Here is a 16,891-nt window from a genome sequence, read left to right on the forward strand (position 1 = left end):
CAGAGAAATTTGAGTTAGTCGTTTCAGAAAGGGGAAAGCAGAAATAAAACAGGGCACCCGAAGGTGCCCTGTGACCGGCAGAAATGAGGATCAGATTTCTACCTGCGTGCCGAGTTCGATCACCCTGTTCGGCGGGATTTCAAACTGATCCGGCGCGCGCAGGGCGTTACGGCTGAGCGCCATAAAGAGTTTGCCACGGAAATAGAGATACCACGGACGTTTGGTCAGGATCAGCGATTCGTGCGACATAAAGAACGACGTTTCCATCATCCGGCACGGCAGGCCTTCCAGACCACAACGGTGGAACACTTCTTCCACATTCGGGGTTTCTTTAAATCCGTAACTGGCGACCACACGCCAGAACGTCGGCGAAAGCTGCTCGATGGTGACGCGCCGGACGTTATGCACATAAGGCGCATCTTCCGTACGTAACGTCAGCAGCACCACGCGCTCATGCAACACTTTGTTGTGTTTGAGGTTATGCAGTAAGGCAAACGGAATAACGTTGATGGCGCGCGACATATACACCGCAGTTCCCGGCACGCGAACCGGCGGGGATTTCTCCAGTGAAGCAATCATCGCTTCCAGGGAATTCCCGTGCTCGTTCATGCGGCGCATAAGGCGGAAACGTTCGCTTTTCCAGGTAGTCATGACGATAAACATGCACAGACCCAGCGTCAGCGGCAACCAGCCGCCGGAGAACAGTTTCGTGGCATTCGCCGCGAACAGCGGAATATCCATAAACAGCAGGCCGATCAGCAAAAGCCCGACCAGGAAAGGTTTCCAGTGCCAGTTCTTGAGCGCAACCGTACACGACAGAATACTGGTCAGCACCATCGTACCGGTCACGGCAATACCGTAAGCCGCCGCCAGATTGCTTGAATGCTCGAAGCTGGCGATAACGATAACCACCGCAAAATACAGCAGCCAGTTAATCGCCGGGATGTAAATCTGACCCGCTTCCATTTCTGACGTATGGATAATGCGCATTGGCGGTAAATAGCCCAGACGCACAGCCTGACGCGTCAGGGAGAACACACCGGAGATAACAGCCTGAGACGCGATAATGGTCGCCAGCGTCGCCAGCACCAGCAGCGGAATCAATGCCCAGTCAGGCGCCAGCAGGAAGAACGGGTTCTTAATCGACTCAGGGTCTTTCAGCAGTAACGCACCCTGCCCGAAGTAGTTCAGCACCAGAGAAGGCAGCACGACGGTGAACCAGGCCAGACGGATCGGGAATTTCCCGAAGTGGCCCATATCGGCATATAACGCTTCCACGCCGGTGATCGACAACACCACGGCGCCGAGTGCCAGGAAGGAGAACGACTTGTGCTCAATAAAGAAGTTAACCGCCCACATCGGGTTCATGGCGCGCAGCACTTCAGGATTCTGCATGATGCTGTTCACACCGAGAACGGCCAGCGTCAGGAACCACAACAACATCACCGGCGCAAAGAGTTTGCCCACGATGCCGGTGCCGTGTTTCTGAATAATGAAAAGCAGCGTCAGAACAGTAATAGACAGGGGGACGATATAAGGATCGAGTGAAGGTGCTGCGATTTCGAGACCTTCCATCGCGGAAAGGACGGAAATTGCCGGTGTGATGACCACTTCACCATAGAAGAAACTTCCGCCGATCAGGCCAAGAATGACCAGAACCGCAGTGGTACGAGCCGACGTATTCCTGCCCGCCAGAGACATCAGCGTCAGAATACCGCCTTCGCCTGCGTTGTCCGCCCGCATCACATAAGTGAGGTACTTGAGCGAAACAATGAGGATTAGCATCCAGAAAATCAGAGAAAGAAAACCAAAAACGACGCTGGGTTCAACGTTGAAACCATAGTGACCAGAAAAACACTCTCTTAAGGTATAGAGAGGACTGGTACCAATGTCGCCATAGACCACACCAATGGCGGCCAGGGTTACTGCTGGGAGTGACCGTTTATGTTCAGTGCTCATATTTCGTTTCTTTTTTGCTCGAACATCCGCAAGCGATGCGTGCGCTCAGACTTATGATGCCCACTAAAAGGCGCACAGTATGCACGAATAAATGGGATTGCCTACCCTTAAATGTGCAGCTAAACCGGCGTTCCTATGAACGAGGTCACATTTTTGATCATAGAAAATTTTTAGTAATCAACAAGCTATAACGATAAAAATAAACGTGGCATATCGTTACCAGCCAGTACACTATTCAACAACTAAATGGAAACCGGAAGAGACAGTATGGCGCAATCTCCCCTTCTGGCAGAACGGATCGCCCGTCTTGCTAACGCATTAGAACATGGCCTGTACGAGCGGCAGGATGCCATACGACTTTGCCTGCTGGCAGCCCTTTGTGGCGAAAGCGTTTTTTTGCTCGGCCCGCCGGGTATCGCAAAAAGTCTGATTGCCCGTCGCCTTAAATTTGCTTTCCGCCATGCCCGCGCATTTGAATATCTTATGACGCGCTTTTCCACACCGGAAGAGGTCTTTGGTCCGTTGTCGATTCAGGCCCTGAAAGATGAAGGCCGGTATCTGCGTCTGACCGAAGGTTATCTGCCTGAAGCTGAAATTGTTTTCCTTGATGAAATCTGGAAAGCAGGCCCTGCCATCCTCAATACGTTGCTGACCGCCATCAACGAACGCCGGTTCCGTAATGGCGAGCGCGAAGAAGCGATCCCGATGCGTCTGCTGGTCAGCGCCTCCAACGAATTACCCGAAGCCGATGGTGGCCTGGAAGCGCTCTACGACCGCATGCTGATCCGTCTGTGGCTGGATAAAGTGCAGGATAAGCAGAATTTCCGCTCCCTGCTGACCAGCCGTAATAATGAAAGCAGCAATCCGGTGTCGGAATCCCTGAGCATCAGCGATGAAGAATACCAGCAATGGCAGCCGGAGATCGACAAAGTCACTCTTCCGGACAGCAGCTTCGAGCTGATTTTCCAGTTGCGCCAGCGTCTTGATGCTCTCGATACCGCGCCTTATGTTTCCGACCGGCGCTGGAAAAAAGCCCTGCGCCTGTTGCAGGCCTGTGCCTTCTTCAGCGGGAGAACCTCTGTCACGCAGGTCGACCTGATCCTGCTGAAAGACTGTTTATGGCATGACCTCAACACGTATAACCTGTTGCATACCCAGATTGAACAGCTGATCACCGAACAGGCTTATCAGCAGCAGACGCTGTTGATGAAAATCCAGCAACTCAATCAGCAATGGATGCAGCATCAGCAACAACAGAGTTCACGTCAGTCGATTAAGCTTGGCAAAAAAGCCGGGATCTTCAGCCGTAAGCCGCAATACAGCCTGCCGGATACCCTGACAGCCAGCAGCCTGACGTTACTCTTACAGACACCTTTGCATCTGCATGAAATCAAAGTCACCCATCTGCTGTTCGAACGTCACATTCTCGAGGAATGGCTTAATAAAGGCGGCGTCCTGAAAGCCAAACTCAATGGCATCGGCTTTGCCCAGACCGTGGATTTGGAAATCGATGATAAACAGCAACTGCTGGCGCTGGATGTCAGTCGTTTGAGCACGCCGCTGACCCTGCCGGGCAATGAACATATCGCCGTTCCCGATGAGATGAAAAATACGCTCAGTGATCTGACGGCGAAACTGGCGCAACAGAGACATGAATTCAGCCAGCAGCAACACTGTCTGTTTGTTCCGGCAGAATGGATGGCCAAAATCGAAGCCAGCCTGCTGCAGGTGGCTGAGCAGTTGCGCCATCAGCAACAGACATTCAGCGGTCACTGATCATGTTCAGCCTGGAATCTTTGGATCTTCTGCTGGCGATCAGCGAAGCCGAACTGATCGAAGAACTGATCGTCGGCTTGCTGGCGGCGCCGGCACTCGCCGTTTTCTTCGAGAAATTCCCCCGTCTGAAGCGCGCACTGACCAAAGATCTTCCGGAGTGGAAATTACGCCTGCGCCAGAGGATCCACGAAACCCCCGTGCCGCCGGATCTGGCGAAAGAATTCTATCTCTATCAGCATTGCCAGCAGATCGACGCCGTGGCTTTTCAGGCCGGTCTGCCTTCCCTTATTGATGAACTGGTGCAACTCAACTCTCCTTTTGTCACAGAAGCCCGCACGCTGCTGGAAAACAATGAAACCTCGCGGACGGCGAAAACCGGTGGCAGCTTTCATACCTTGTTCCTTCAGCGCTGGCGCCTTAACCTGACTTTCCAGACGGTGAACGTTCATCAGCAGTTACTTGAGCAGGAACAGGAGCAGTTGCAGGAAGAATTGCTGCAACGTCTGGCGCTGAGCAGCGAGTTGTCTCCTTTATTAGCCGAGAACGACACGGCCGCAGGCCGTTTGTGGGATATGAGTAAAGGAAAGCGGATGCGGGGCGATATTCAGTCGCTGGCGCGCTTTGGTGCTTTTCTGCAACAGCAGCCCGAGCTGATGCATCTGGCCGAACAACTGGGCCGCAGCCAGACGGTCAAAACCAGTCCGCATGAAGATGCCAAAATGGAAACGCACCGGCTAATGGTGCGTGAACCCGCGACGGTGCCGGAAGAAGTGAATGGCATACATCAGAGCGATGATATTTTGCGCCTGATGCCGACCGAGCTGGTGACACTGGGGTTGCCTGAGCTGGAATACGAATTTTACCGCCGCCTGCTGGAAAAGCGGCTGATGACCTATCGCCTGCAAGGGGACGTGTGGCGGGAAAAAGTGGTCAAACGGCCGGTGGTTTATCAGCAACAAGAACCGCAACCGCGCGGGCCGTTTGTGGTATGCGTCGATACGTCCGGTTCTATGGGCGGCTTTAACGAACAATGCGCCAAAGCTTTCTGTCTGGCATTGCTGAAAATCGCCCTGGCGGATAACCGGCGCTGTTACATCATGCTGTTCGCCAGTGAAGTGATCCATTATGAGCTGACCTCAAATGGCGGTCTGGATCAGGCATTGCGCTTTCTGGGTCAGCATTTTCGTGGCGGTACCGATCTCGCAGCCTGTCTGAATGCCACACTGGATAAACTCGCGTCTCCGCAGTGGGAAGATGCCGATGCCGTGGTGATCTCGGACTTTATCGCCCAGCGGTTGCCGGATGAGGTACAAAAGAAGGTCAGAGCGCTGCAAAAGGAAAAACACCACCGCTTTCATGCCCTGGCGATGTCACACTATGGCAAACCCGGTATTCTGCGCATCTTCGATCACATCTGGCGCTTTGATACCGGAATTAAAAGTCGTGCTCAGCGACGCTGGCAGAGAAACTAAGCTTAAAGAGACAGGTAACCATGACTGAAATTTATCAGCTCGATGAGCTGGATCGCGGGATCCTCAATGCGTTGATGGAAAATGCCCGTACGCCTTATGCTGAACTGGCAAAAGTCTTCACCGTCAGTCCGGGGACGATCCATGTCCGGGTAGAGAAAATGAAGCAGGCGGGCATCATCACCGGCGCGCATATCACCGTAAATCCAAAACAACTGGGTTATGACGTGTGCTGTTTTATTGGCATCATTTTAAAAAGTGCCAAAGATTATCCGTCAGCGCTGAAAAAGCTCGAAAGCATAGAAGAAGTGGTCGAAGCCTATTACACCACCGGACATTACAGTATTTTCATTAAGATCATGTGCCGCTCAATAGATTCCCTTCAGCACGTACTTATCAACAAGATCCAGACAATTGATGAGATCCAGTCAACGGAGACCCTGATCTCCCTGCAAAACCCCATCACACGCACCATCCAGCCCTGACGCCTGATTTCTATACCCCTATTATCCACAGGTAGATCCCAGCTGATTCACAGCGTACAATAGCCTCCTTTTCCCGGGTGAGAGCATTATGTCTGACATTACCCTGATCAGTGGCAGTACGCTTGGCAGCGCCGAATATGTAGCAGAACACGTGGCAGAGAAACTGGAAGAAGCCGGTTTTTCCACCCAGATGTTTCATGGCCCGGAGCTGTATGAAGTCCCGCAGGAAGGGATCTGGCTGGTTGTGTGTTCTACACACGGTGCAGGTGAATTGCCCGACAACCTGCAACCTTTTATGGAGCAGCTGGAAGAACAGCAACCTGATCTGTCGAAAGTGCGCTTTGGTGCATTAGGTTTAGGCAGCAGTGAATATGACACCTTTTGTGGCGCGATCAGTTCTCTGGATCAAAAACTGACGTCATTAGGGGCAAAACGGATCGGTGATCGTCTTGAGATCGACGTGACTCAACACGAAATTCCTGAGGATCCCGCAGAGGTTTGGGTGATCAACTGGATTAATTTGATCAAATAAGTGTAAATTTCAGGCGATCAGATGTGGATAACTAAGCTTATAAGCAGGGTAAAACCCGTAGTTATCCCTCTAACAACCCCTGTACGCTTTTCATGCTGTGCATAACTCTCCATTCTGATCCCAGCTTATACTGGCCAGGATCACCGATCATTCACAGCATTCGATCCTTCTTAGCATCTTGATCTTCATGAACAAAAAAGACTTATGCACAGAGGATCGCGATCCTAATAGAAGTATTAATAAGAGATCTTTAAATAAAAAAGATCTTCTTTTAATTAGTGAAGATCCCCGGGGACTTGTGGAAGCTCTAAACTTGAGTAGAATCCCTCCTCCCAACGCCATACAAAGAAAGTTCGCTTGAACGCCGAGGTGCAGTCGCATGTTTTATCCGGATCAATTTGACGTCATCATCATAGGTGGTGGTCATGCAGGTACTGAAGCTGCAATGGCTTCTGCACGCATGGGACGTCAGACCTTATTATTAACCCACAATATCGACACGCTGGGACAGATGTCGTGTAACCCGGCTATTGGCGGGATCGGGAAAGGACATCTGGTAAAAGAAGTGGACGCTCTGGGCGGTCTGATGGCAACAGCTATCGATCATGCGGGCATTCAGTTTAGGATACTAAACGCAAGCAAAGGACCTGCTGTCAGGGCTACCCGTGCACAGGCTGACCGCGTTCTCTATCGCCAGGCCGTTCGTACCGCACTGGAAAACCAGCCAAACCTGATGATCTTCCAGCAGCCGGTAGAAGATCTGATCGTGGAAAACGATCGCGTCGTGGGTGCTGTGACCAAAATGGGGCTGAAATTCCGCGCCAAAGCAGTAGTACTGACCGTGGGCACCTTCCTTGACGGAAAGATCCACATCGGTCTGGAAAACTACAGCGGTGGCCGTGCTGGCGATCCTCCGGCGATCTCCTTGTCTCAGAGACTGCGCGAATTACCTTTACGCGTTAACCGTCTTAAAACCGGGACACCTCCGCGTATCGATGCACGCACCATTGATTTCAGCGTGCTGGCACAACAACACGGTGATAATCCGGCACCGGTATTCTCATTCATGGGCAACGCGTCGCAACATCCGCGCCAGATCCCGTGTTACATGACCTATACCAACGAAAAAACCCATGACGTGATCCGTAATAATCTGGATCGCAGCCCGATGTATGCCGGGATCATCGAAGGGATCGGCCCGCGTTACTGCCCGTCGATCGAAGATAAAGTCATGCGTTTTGCCGATCGTAATTCTCATCAGATCTTCCTTGAACCTGAAGGCCTGACCAGCAACGAAGTTTATCCGAACGGGATTTCAACCAGCCTCCCATTCGATGTACAGATGCAGATCGTCCGCTCAATGCAGGGGATGGAAAATGCGGTGATCGTTCGCCCTGGTTATGCCATCGAATACGATTTCTTCGATCCGCGTGATTTGAAACCTACGCTGGAAAGCAAATTTATCGCCGGTTTGTTCTTTGCAGGACAAATCAACGGCACAACAGGATACGAAGAAGCGGCCGCACAGGGCTTACTGGCCGGGCTGAATGCCGCCCGTAGCGCCAGCGAAGAAGAGGGCTGGGCGCCACGTCGCGATCAGGCTTATCTCGGCGTACTGGTCGACGACCTGTGTACCCTGGGGACCAAAGAACCGTACCGTATGTTCACCTCGCGTGCCGAATATCGACTGATGCTGCGTGAAGATAACGCCGACTTGCGTCTGACTGAAAAAGGCCGTGAGTTAGGTCTGGTAGACGATGCCCGCTGGGCACGTTTCAACGAAAAGCTGGAAATGATCGAGCAGGAACGTCAGCGTCTGCGTGGCATCTGGGTCAATCCTCACCACGCCCAGGTGGACGAAATCAACGCGCATCTTTCTGCTCCACTTTCCAAAGAAGCCAGTGCGGAAGAGTTACTGCGTCGTCCTGAAATGACTTATGAGCTGATCACCCGCCTTTCACCGTTTGCGCCTGCCGTACCGGATGTGCAGGCGGCAGAACAGGTTGAAATCCAGATCAAATACGAAGGTTATATCGCCCGTCAGCAGGAAGAGATTGAAAAACAACAGCGTAACGAAAACACCGTATTACCTGTCGATCTCGACTACCGCCAGGTCAATGGCCTGTCAAACGAAGTGATCGCCAAACTCAATGATCACAAGCCGACCTCCATTGGTCAGGCATCGCGGATCTCCGGGATTACCCCGGCGGCGATCTCAATTTTGCTGATCTGGCTTAAAAAACAAGGTTTGCTGCGCCGCAGCGCATAAACCGCCTGTCTGATGACCGCCCTTTGCTTCCAAAGCGGCGGTCAATTCTTACTTTTCCCGTCTTTCTGAGTGTTTTATCATTTCCCCTCCGGGCTGTTCCCGGAATACCGACTCTGTCTGAGGATTCACTGTGCAAAAGAAACTGGACTCGCTGCTTGCTGCGGCAGGAATAGCGTTACCCGATCAGCAAAAACAGCAACTGATTGGCTATGTTGAACTGCTGCATAAGTGGAACAAGGCTTATAATCTGACGTCTGTGCGTGACCCGATGCAAATGCTGGTGCGTCATATCATGGACAGCATCGTGGTGAATGAGCATTTGCAAGGCAGCCGTTTCATTGATGTCGGTACCGGACCGGGCCTGCCGGGCATTCCTCTTGCTATTGTTCGCCCCGATTCACACTTCACCCTGCTGGACAGTCTGGGGAAGCGGGTACGCTTCCTGCGTCAGGTTCAGCACGAACTGGGTCTGAAAAATATCGAGCCGGTACAAAGCCGTGTGGAGGAGTTTCAGCCTGAGCCACCGTTTGATGGCGTGATCAGCCGTGCCTTTGCCTCAATGCAGGACATGTTGTCCTGGTGTCATCATTTGCCGGAGAAAGGGCAGGGGCGTTTTTATGCCCTGAAGGGTGTGCGTCCTGATGATGAACTGGCTGTGTTGCCGGAAGGTATCACTCTGGAATCCGTGATTAAGTTGCAGGTACCGGAACTTGACGGGGAACGTCATTTGATCATTCTCAGCGCAAACTAAAGTTGAGATTTATCAAATAATATTTAAAAAATGCATGTGTTATCGGGGTTAAAATGAGCAGGCTAATTATATAACTGTGAGAACGTCCTCATCACCGCATTTTTACAGACTGATAGCATTTTGGAGATGTTTTTATTTTAATCCTGACTGTAATAGTCACTTTTGAAATTGAAGCCCCATCAAGCCGCTGATATTCAACTTGTAATGAAAATGTTGTTATTTGTTGGGTTGTTGTGTAAATAAATCGAGTCTATTTTTAAATAAGTTGGATATTCGAACAATATTCCATTAACAATTTGATTTATATAGCTTTTAAAAGGCCTGATTAGCTAAAGACATTCAAACCGCGCTGGGTATATAAAGGGACCCGAGTTAATTATGTGATCCAGTGCACGCTTCTTTGTCGGGTGATGAAATAACCGAATCAAAGTAAAAAGGGCAAATTCAGCTATAGTTTGGTTGTCAAAATAGTGATGAAGAGGAAAATTTAAATAATTGTTCACCTTTTCGCTACTTATCCATTGAATTCGTTCCTGTGCCCCGTATAATTTGCTCGGTTTTTGCTGCTTGACTCAAAACAGTAAAGGCAGTGATATACGGCATTCAGTATACCTCCAGCTAGGTACTCGATACGGAGAGAACAAACGTCATGTCTGTATCCGGTATTTTACACAGTACACATAGTGTGAAGGTTGCCAGAAAGCTGTTGATACTGCAGTTATTGACCTTTGTTCTGCTCAGTGCAGTATTTGGCTTCAAAAGCCTGGAATGGACCACATCGGCTCTTATGGGTGGGTTGGCCGCCTGGGTGCCAAATGTACTGTTCATGCTGTTTGCATGGCGCCATCAGGCGCAAACAACGGTCTCTGGACGGGTTGCCTGGTCCTTTGCAATCGGGGAAGCGCTGAAGGTGCTGGTTACGGTGATCTTAATGGTTATCGCACTTGGCCTGTTTAAGGCGGCTTTTGCTCCGTTGGGGTTGGCCTATTTATCGGTGTTGATGACTCAGATTTTGGCACCGGCCGTCATTAACAGTTACCGTACTTAACTACTAAAGGGTAAGAGGCATCATGTCTGCATCAGGAGAAATCTCTACTCCACAAGAGTATATCGGTCACCATCTGACTCAGCTTCAGATCGGGACGGGATTCTGGTCGATTAACATCGATTCGATGTTTTTCTCCGTGTTCCTCGGAGTACTCTTTCTGGTTATTTTCCATCGCGTAGCCAAAAACGCCACCAGCGGTGTACCGGGTAAACTGCAAACTGCAGTTGAACTGGTCGTTGGTTTCGTCGACAGCAGCGTGCGTGACATGTATCACGGCAAAAGCAAAGTGATTGCACCTCTCGCGCTGACCGTCTTCGTCTGGGTGTTTATGATGAACCTGATGGATTTGCTGCCAATCGATTTGCTGCCATTCATTGGCGAGCACATCTTTGGTCTGCCAGCGTTGCGTGTGGTTCCTACGGCTGACGTGAACATCACGTTGTCCATGGCACTTGGCGTATTCATTCTGATTCTTTTCTATAGCATTAAGATGAAAGGCTTTGGCGGTTTCATTAAAGAACTGACAATGCAGCCATTCAATCATCCGGTTTTCATTCCGATTAACCTGATTCTTGAAGGTGTCAGCCTGCTGTCTAAACCAGTTTCACTGGGTCTGCGACTGTTTGGCAATATGTATGCGGGTGAGTTGATCTTCATCCTTATTGCTGGCCTGTTGCCGTGGTGGTCACAGTGGGTTCTGAATGTGCCTTGGGCCATTTTCCACATCCTGATCATTACGCTACAAGCCTTTATTTTCATGGTTCTGACGATCGTCTATCTCTCGATGGCATCTGAAAAACACTGATTTTCTTTCAACACTACTGCGTTTTAACTGAAACAAACTGGAGACTGTCATGGAAAACCTGAGTATGGATCTGCTGTACATGGCTGCCGCTGTGATGATGGGCCTGGCGGCAATCGGTGCTGCGATCGGTATCGGCATCTTGGGTGGTAAATTCTTGGAAGGTGCTGCACGTCAGCCTGACCTGATCCCTCTGTTGCGTACACAGTTCTTTATCGTTATGGGTCTGGTCGATGCAATCCCAATGATTGCGGTTGGTCTGGGTCTGTACGTGATGTTTGCTGTCGCCTAACACTGAGTTCGCTCAGCGTTAATCGAACTACATCAAATAATTCACTTTGAAAGAGGCATTGTGCTGTGAATCTTAACGCAACAATCCTCGGCCAGGCTATCGCGTTCGTCCTGTTTGTCTGGTTCTGCATGAAGTACGTATGGCCGCCAATTATGGCTGCCATCGAAAAACGTCAGAAAGAAATTTCTGAAGGTTTATCTTCCGCAGAACGTGCCAAAAAAGAGCTGGACTTAGCGCAAGCCGATGCGACCGACCAACTGAAGAAAGCCAAAGCTGAAGCTCAGGTAATCATCGATCAGGCGAACAAGCGTAAAGCTCAAATCGTCGACGAAGCAAAAGCTGAAGCCGAGCAGGAACGTAACAAGATCGTGACGCAAGCCAAGGCAGAGATCGACGCCGAACGCCAACGCGCCCGTGAAGAGTTGCGTAAGCAAGTCGGGATTTTGGCCATTGCTGGCGCCGAGAAGATCATCGAACGTTCCGTGGATGAAGCTGCTAACAGCGACATCGTTGATAAACTGGTCGCTGAACTGTAAGGAGGGAGGGGCTGATGTCTGAATTTGTAACTGTAGCTCGCCCCTACGCCAAAGCAGCTTTTGACTTTGCCGTTGAGCACCAAAGCTTAGACCGCTGGCAGTCCATGTTAGCGTTCACGGCTGAAGTCACGCGCAATGAACAAATTGAAGAACTGCTTTCCGGTGCTAGCGCGCCAGAAACTTTGTCTAACACGTTTATTGCCGTATGTGGTGAACAACTCGACGACGCAGGCCAAAACCTGATTAAGGTAATGGCCGAAAATGGACGTTTACGCGTTCTTCCGGAAGTGCTGGAGCAGTTTATTGAACTGCGCGCCTCTCTCGAGGCTGTTGCTGAGGTTGAAGTAACCTCAGCCAATCCGCTTTCGGAAGAACAGCAGGCAAAAATTGCTGCTGCGATGGAAAAACGTCTGTCTCGCAAAGTTAAGCTGAATTGCAAAATTGACAAGTCTGTTCTTGCCGGTGTCGTAATCCGTGCAGGTGATATGGTGATTGATGGCAGCGTTCGCAGTCGTCTTGAACGCCTGGCAGACGTCTTGCAGTCTTAAGGGGACTGGAGCATGCAACTGAATTCCACCGAAATCAGCGAACTGATCAAGCAGCGCATTGCTCAGTTCAATGTGGTGAGCGAAGCTCACAATGAAGGTACTATCGTTTCCGTCAGTGACGGGATCATCCGCGTGCACGGCTTAGCCGATGTCATGCAAGGCGAAATGATTGCGCTGCCGGGTAACCGCTACGCTATCGCCCTGAACCTGGAGCGCGACTCCGTAGGTGCCGTTGTCATGGGCCCTTACGCTGACCTCGCCGAAGGTATGAAAGTAAAATGTACTGGCCGTATCCTGGAAGTTCCAGTTGGCCGTGGCCTGCTGGGCCGCGTTGTTAACACCCTGGGTGCGCCAATTGACGGTAAAGGTCCGGTAGAGCACGACGGCTTCTCCGCTGTTGAAGCAATCGCACCTGGCGTTATCGAACGTCAGTCCGTCGATGAACCTGTGCAGACAGGTTATAAGTCCGTTGATGCCATGATCCCAATCGGTCGTGGTCAGCGTGAACTGGTCATCGGCGACCGTCAAACCGGTAAAACAGCTCTGGCGATCGATGCGATCATCAACCAGCGCGATTCCGGCATCAAATGTATCTATGTGGCTATCGGCCAGAAAGCGTCCACCATTTCTAACGTGGTTCGTAAACTGGAAGAGCACGGCGCACTGGCAAACACCATCGTTGTTGTTGCAACTGCATCAGAATCTGCTGCACTGCAATACCTGGCACCGTACTCCGGTTGCGCAATGGGTGAATACTTCCGTGACCGCGGCGAAGACGCACTGATCGTTTATGATGACCTGTCTAAACAGGCTGTTGCTTACCGTCAGATTTCCCTGCTGCTTCGTCGTCCACCAGGTCGTGAAGCTTACCCAGGCGACGTTTTCTATCTCCACTCCCGTCTGCTGGAACGTGCTGCGCGTGTTAACGCCGAGTATGTTGAAGCATTCACCAAGGGTGAAGTGAAAGGCAAAACCGGTTCCCTGACTGCGCTTCCGATCATCGAAACGCAAGCGGGTGACGTTTCCGCGTTCGTTCCGACCAACGTAATCTCGATTACCGATGGTCAGATCTTCCTGGAATCCAACCTGTTCAACGCCGGTATTCGTCCTGCGGTTAACCCGGGTATTTCGGTATCCCGTGTTGGTGGTGCTGCTCAGACTAAGATCATGAAGAAACTGTCCGGTGGTATTCGTACCGCTCTGGCACAGTATCGTGAGCTGGCTGCGTTCTCGCAGTTCGCTTCTGATCTGGATGAGGCAACCCGTAAACAGCTGAACCACGGTCAGAAAGTGACTGAGCTGCTGAAACAGAAACAATACGCTCCGATGTCAATCGTTGCGCAGTCTCTGATCATCTTCGCAGCAGAACGTGGTTATCTGGAAGACGTTGAGTTGTCTAAAGTCGGTAGCTTCGAAGCGGCACTGTTGGCTTACGCCGACCGTGAGCACGGCGAGCTTCTGCAGCAAATCAACCAAACTGGTGCGTATAACGATGAGATCGAGGGTAAATTCAAAAATATCCTCGATACCTTCAAAGCAACCCAGTCCTGGTAATACCTGGCGGCCTTGCTGCCCTGCCTCTGGCAGATAAGCAGCAGGCCGTTTGGTCATGAGGAGAAGCAGAGATGGCCGGCGGAAAAGAGATACGTAGTAAGATCAGCAGCGTGCAAAACACGCAAAAGATCACTAAAGCGATGGAAATGGTCGCCGCCTCCAAAATGCGTAAAACGCAGGATCGCATGGCGGCCAGCCGTCCTTATGCAGAAACCATCCGTGAAGTGATTGGTCACCTTGCGCTTGGGAATCTGGAATACAAGCACCCGTACCTGGATGAGCGCGAAATTAAGCGCGTCGGGTATCTGGTGGTGTCTACCGACCGTGGTCTTTGTGGTGGTCTGAACATTAACCTGTTCAAAAAACTGCTGTCAGAGATGAAAGGCTGGTCCGAAAAAGGTGTTGAAGTTGATCTCGCCCTGATCGGTTCCAAAGCAGCCTCTTTCTTCGGCTCCGTTGGGGGCAACGTTGTTGCTCAGGTGACTGGCATGGGGGATAACCCTTCTCTGTCAGAACTGATCGGACCGGTGAAAGTGATGTTGCAGGCTTTCGACGAAGGTCGTTTAGACAAGTTATGCGTTGTTAGCAATAAATTCGTCAATACCATGTCTCAGGAACCACGCATCGTTCAGTTGTTGCCTCTGCCACCGGCAGAAGACGGCGAACTGGCGAAAAAATCCTGGGATTACCTGTATGAGCCGGACCCTAAAGCACTGCTGGATACCCTCCTGCGTCGCTATGTGGAATCTCAGGTTTATCAGGGCGTCGTAGAAAACCTGGCCAGCGAACAGGCCGCGCGAATGGTAGCGATGAAAGCCGCAACCGATAACGGCGGCAGCCTGATCAAAGAGCTGCAGTTGGTATACAACAAAGCTCGTCAGGCCAGCATCACTCAGGAACTCACCGAGATCGTCGGGGGAGCCTCCGCGGTTTAAGCTAGGTTTACGAATTACGTAGAGGATTCAAGATGGCTACTGGAAAGATTATCCAGGTAATCGGCGCCGTGGTGGACGTCGAGTTCCCTCAGGATGCAGTACCGAACGTGTACAATGCTCTTGAGGTAGAAAACGGTACCTCCAAACTGGTGCTGGAAGTACAGCAACAGTTAGGCGGCGGCGTTGTTCGTTGTATCGCAATGGGTACCTCAGACGGCCTGCGTCGCGGTCTGAAAGTGAACAACCTGGAACACCCAATCGAAGTACCGGTGGGTGTTGCAACACTGGGCCGTATCATGAACGTATTGGGTGAACCAATCGACATGAAAGGTGCAATCGGCGAAGAAGAACGTCGTGCGATTCACCGTGCTGCGCCTTCTTATGAAGAGCTGGCAAACTCCCAGGAACTGCTGGAAACCGGCATCAAAGTTATGGACCTGATGTGTCCGTTCGCTAAGGGCGGTAAAGTCGGTCTGTTCGGTGGTGCGGGTGTTGGTAAAACTGTAAACATGATGGAGCTGATCCGTAACATCGCGATCGAGCACTCCGGTTATTCTGTGTTTGCAGGCGTGGGTGAGCGTACTCGTGAGGGTAACGACTTCTACCACGAAATGACCGAATCCAACGTTATCGACAAAGTTTCCCTGGTGTATGGCCAGATGAATGAGCCACCAGGTAACCGTCTGCGCGTTGCACTGACCGGCCTGACCATGGCGGAGAAATTCCGTGATGAAGGTCGTGACGTACTGCTGTTCGTTGACAACATTTACCGTTATACCCTGGCCGGTACCGAAGTGTCCGCACTTCTGGGCCGTATGCCATCGGCGGTAGGTTATCAGCCAACGCTGGCGGAAGAGATGGGCGCTCTGCAAGAACGTATCACCTCAACCAAAAGTGGTTCTATCACCTCCGTACAGGCCGTTTACGTCCCTGCGGATGACTTGACTGACCCATCCCCAGCCACCACCTTCGCTCACTTAGATGCGACCGTGGTACTGAGCCGTCAGATCGCGTCACTGGGTATCTACCCGGCGGTTGACCCACTGGATTCTACCAGCCGTCAGCTGGATCCACTGGTTGTTGGTCAGGAACACTATGATGTGGCTCGTGGCGTGCAGTCTATTCTGCAGCGTTACAAGGAACTGAAAGATATCATCGCGATCCTCGGTATGGATGAGCTGTCAGAAGATGACAAGCTGGCTGTATCCCGTGCGCGTAAGATCGAACGTTTCCTTTCCCAGCCATTCTTCGTGGCCGAAGTCTTCACCGGTTCTCCGGGCAAGTTCGTATCGCTGAAAGATACCATTCGTGGTTTCAAAGGCATTATGGACGGCGACTACGATCACCTGCCGGAACAAGCGTTCTACATGGTTGGCACCATTGATGAAGCAGTGGAAAAAGCCAAGAAACTGTAACGCTAGCTTGTTGTGAGAGAGGATGACATGGCTGAAAAAGCTTACCATCTGGATGTTGTCAGTGCCGAAAAACGTATGTTTGAAGGCATGGTACAAAAGATCCAGGTGACGGGTAGCGAAGGCGAACTGGGTATTTTCCCGGGGCATGCTCCGCTGCTCACCGCCATCAAGCCTGGCATGGTGCGCATTGTTAAAGAACACGGTGAAGAAGAGTATATCTATCTTTCCGGTGGCATCCTTGAGGTGCAACCGAATGCAACGACCGTGTTGGCTGATACTGCAATCCGTGGGCAAGACCTCGACGAAGCGCGCGCGCTTGAAGCTAAGCGCAAAGCGGAAGAACACATTAGTGGTTCTCACGGCGACGTTGATTACGCTCAGGCGTCAGCGGAACTGGCTAAGGCGATCGCGAAACTTCGCGTTATCGAACTGACCAGAAAAGCGATGTAACGACATCAGTTTAAAAAGCGACCTTCGGGTCGCTTTTTTTTTGCTTTTAAAAAAGCCGTTTTTCAGTGTT

General features: G+C 51.2%; 16 protein-coding genes. 15 read left to right on the forward strand and 1 reads right to left on the reverse strand.

Features of this window, described 5'->3' with window-relative positions:
• Window positions 1-90 precede the first annotated feature (90 nt).
• On the reverse strand, window positions 91-1,959 hold the full coding sequence (gene kup, locus J9880_RS07590) for a low affinity potassium transporter Kup (protein WP_095924060.1): 1,869 nt from the start codon (window positions 1,957-1,959) through the stop codon (window positions 91-93).
• A gap of 267 nt (window positions 1,960-2,226) precedes the next feature.
• On the opposite strand from kup, the gene ravA reads away from it, so the two are divergent.
• The 15 genes from ravA to J9880_RS07665 all read left to right on the forward strand — a co-directional run bounded on the left by ravA (window position 2,227) and on the right by J9880_RS07665 (window position 16,821).
• Window positions 2,227-3,735, forward strand: a complete 1,509-nt coding sequence (gene ravA, locus J9880_RS07595; protein WP_195817557.1) for an ATPase RavA — start codon at window positions 2,227-2,229, stop codon at window positions 3,733-3,735.
• 2 nt (window positions 3,736-3,737) lie between these two features.
• A complete protein-coding gene (gene viaA, locus J9880_RS07600; protein WP_232770273.1) occupies window positions 3,738-5,207 on the forward strand; it encodes an ATPase RavA stimulator ViaA in 1,470 nt (489 codons plus the stop codon).
• A gap of 20 nt (window positions 5,208-5,227) precedes the next feature.
• Window positions 5,228-5,689 carry a transcriptional regulator AsnC gene (asnC, locus tag J9880_RS07605; RefSeq protein ID WP_095924057.1) on the forward strand — a complete coding sequence of 154 codons (462 nt, stop codon included), beginning with the start codon at window positions 5,228-5,230 and terminating at the stop codon, window positions 5,687-5,689.
• Window positions 5,690-5,777: 88 nt separating this feature from the next.
• Window positions 5,778-6,221, forward strand: coding sequence for an FMN-binding protein MioC (gene mioC / locus J9880_RS07610; RefSeq protein WP_119825599.1), 444 nt, complete (start codon window positions 5,778-5,780; stop codon window positions 6,219-6,221).
• Window positions 6,222-6,600: 379 nt separating this feature from the next.
• On the forward strand, window positions 6,601-8,490 hold the full coding sequence (gene mnmG / locus J9880_RS07615; RefSeq protein WP_095924055.1) for a tRNA uridine-5-carboxymethylaminomethyl(34) synthesis enzyme MnmG: 1,890 nt from the start codon (window positions 6,601-6,603) through the stop codon (window positions 8,488-8,490).
• Between the two features lie 130 nt (window positions 8,491-8,620).
• Window positions 8,621-9,241 carry a 16S rRNA (guanine(527)-N(7))-methyltransferase RsmG gene (rsmG, locus tag J9880_RS07620; protein WP_119825597.1) on the forward strand — a complete coding sequence of 207 codons (621 nt, stop codon included), beginning with the start codon at window positions 8,621-8,623 and terminating at the stop codon, window positions 9,239-9,241.
• 649 nt (window positions 9,242-9,890) lie between these two features.
• Window positions 9,891-10,289 carry a F0F1 ATP synthase subunit I gene (gene atpI, locus J9880_RS07625; protein ID WP_095924053.1) on the forward strand — a complete coding sequence of 133 codons (399 nt, stop codon included), beginning with the start codon at window positions 9,891-9,893 and terminating at the stop codon, window positions 10,287-10,289.
• Window positions 10,290-10,311: 22 nt separating this feature from the next.
• Complete coding sequence (atpB, locus tag J9880_RS07630; protein ID WP_095924052.1) at window positions 10,312-11,094, forward strand: F0F1 ATP synthase subunit A; 783 nt, start codon at window positions 10,312-10,314, stop codon at window positions 11,092-11,094.
• Window positions 11,095-11,143: 49 nt separating this feature from the next.
• A complete protein-coding gene (gene atpE / locus J9880_RS07635; RefSeq protein ID WP_004093904.1) occupies window positions 11,144-11,383 on the forward strand; it encodes a F0F1 ATP synthase subunit C in 240 nt (79 codons plus the stop codon).
• A gap of 65 nt (window positions 11,384-11,448) precedes the next feature.
• The gene (gene atpF, locus J9880_RS07640; protein WP_095924051.1) at window positions 11,449-11,919 is read left to right on the forward strand and encodes a F0F1 ATP synthase subunit B; all 471 of its coding nucleotides are present in this window, start codon (window positions 11,449-11,451) and stop codon (window positions 11,917-11,919) included.
• Window positions 11,920-11,933: 14 nt separating this feature from the next.
• Window positions 11,934-12,467 (forward strand): F0F1 ATP synthase subunit delta, encoded by a 534-nt coding sequence (gene atpH, locus J9880_RS07645; protein ID WP_095924050.1) that lies wholly within the window; start codon window positions 11,934-11,936, stop codon window positions 12,465-12,467.
• A 12-nt stretch (window positions 12,468-12,479) separates the two neighbouring features.
• A complete protein-coding gene (gene atpA, locus J9880_RS07650; RefSeq protein ID WP_013577682.1) occupies window positions 12,480-14,021 on the forward strand; it encodes a F0F1 ATP synthase subunit alpha in 1,542 nt (513 codons plus the stop codon).
• A gap of 71 nt (window positions 14,022-14,092) precedes the next feature.
• A complete protein-coding gene (gene atpG / locus J9880_RS07655; protein ID WP_013577683.1) occupies window positions 14,093-14,956 on the forward strand; it encodes a F0F1 ATP synthase subunit gamma in 864 nt (287 codons plus the stop codon).
• 32 nt (window positions 14,957-14,988) lie between these two features.
• The gene (atpD, locus tag J9880_RS07660; RefSeq protein ID WP_095924049.1) at window positions 14,989-16,371 is read left to right on the forward strand and encodes a F0F1 ATP synthase subunit beta; all 1,383 of its coding nucleotides are present in this window, start codon (window positions 14,989-14,991) and stop codon (window positions 16,369-16,371) included.
• 27 nt (window positions 16,372-16,398) lie between these two features.
• Complete coding sequence (locus J9880_RS07665; protein ID WP_095924048.1) at window positions 16,399-16,821, forward strand: F0F1 ATP synthase subunit epsilon; 423 nt, start codon at window positions 16,399-16,401, stop codon at window positions 16,819-16,821.
• Window positions 16,822-16,891: the final 70 nt, after the last annotated feature.

Source organism: Rahnella victoriana (assembly GCF_021276285.1).
Lineage (GTDB): Bacteria > Pseudomonadota > Gammaproteobacteria > Enterobacterales > Enterobacteriaceae > Rahnella > Rahnella victoriana.

What these genes read in the sequence shown, in the direction of transcription:
- viaA (WP_232770273.1), top strand. Translation starts at nt 3,738, where the DNA reads ATGTTCAGCCTGGAATCTTTGGATCTTCTGCTGGCGATCAGCGAAGCC.
- atpE (WP_004093904.1), top strand. Translation starts at nt 11,144, where the DNA reads ATGGAAAACCTGAGTATGGATCTGCTGTACATGGCTGCCGCTGTGATG.
- atpI (WP_095924053.1), top strand. Translation starts at nt 9,891, where the DNA reads ATGTCTGTATCCGGTATTTTACACAGTACACATAGTGTGAAGGTTGCC.
- asnC (WP_095924057.1), top strand. Translation starts at nt 5,228, where the DNA reads ATGACTGAAATTTATCAGCTCGATGAGCTGGATCGCGGGATCCTCAAT.
- ravA (WP_195817557.1), top strand. Translation starts at nt 2,227, where the DNA reads ATGGCGCAATCTCCCCTTCTGGCAGAACGGATCGCCCGTCTTGCTAAC.
- atpA (WP_013577682.1), top strand. Translation starts at nt 12,480, where the DNA reads ATGCAACTGAATTCCACCGAAATCAGCGAACTGATCAAGCAGCGCATT.
- J9880_RS07665 (WP_095924048.1), top strand. Translation starts at nt 16,399, where the DNA reads ATGGCTGAAAAAGCTTACCATCTGGATGTTGTCAGTGCCGAAAAACGT.
- atpG (WP_013577683.1), top strand. Translation starts at nt 14,093, where the DNA reads ATGGCCGGCGGAAAAGAGATACGTAGTAAGATCAGCAGCGTGCAAAAC.
- mnmG (WP_095924055.1), top strand. Translation starts at nt 6,601, where the DNA reads ATGTTTTATCCGGATCAATTTGACGTCATCATCATAGGTGGTGGTCAT.
- atpB (WP_095924052.1), top strand. Translation starts at nt 10,312, where the DNA reads ATGTCTGCATCAGGAGAAATCTCTACTCCACAAGAGTATATCGGTCAC.
- atpH (WP_095924050.1), top strand. Translation starts at nt 11,934, where the DNA reads ATGTCTGAATTTGTAACTGTAGCTCGCCCCTACGCCAAAGCAGCTTTT.
- kup (WP_095924060.1), bottom strand. Translation starts at nt 1,959, where the DNA reads ATGAGCACTGAACATAAACGGTCACTCCCAGCAGTAACCCTGGCCGCC.
- mioC (WP_119825599.1), top strand. Translation starts at nt 5,778, where the DNA reads ATGTCTGACATTACCCTGATCAGTGGCAGTACGCTTGGCAGCGCCGAA.
- atpD (WP_095924049.1), top strand. Translation starts at nt 14,989, where the DNA reads ATGGCTACTGGAAAGATTATCCAGGTAATCGGCGCCGTGGTGGACGTC.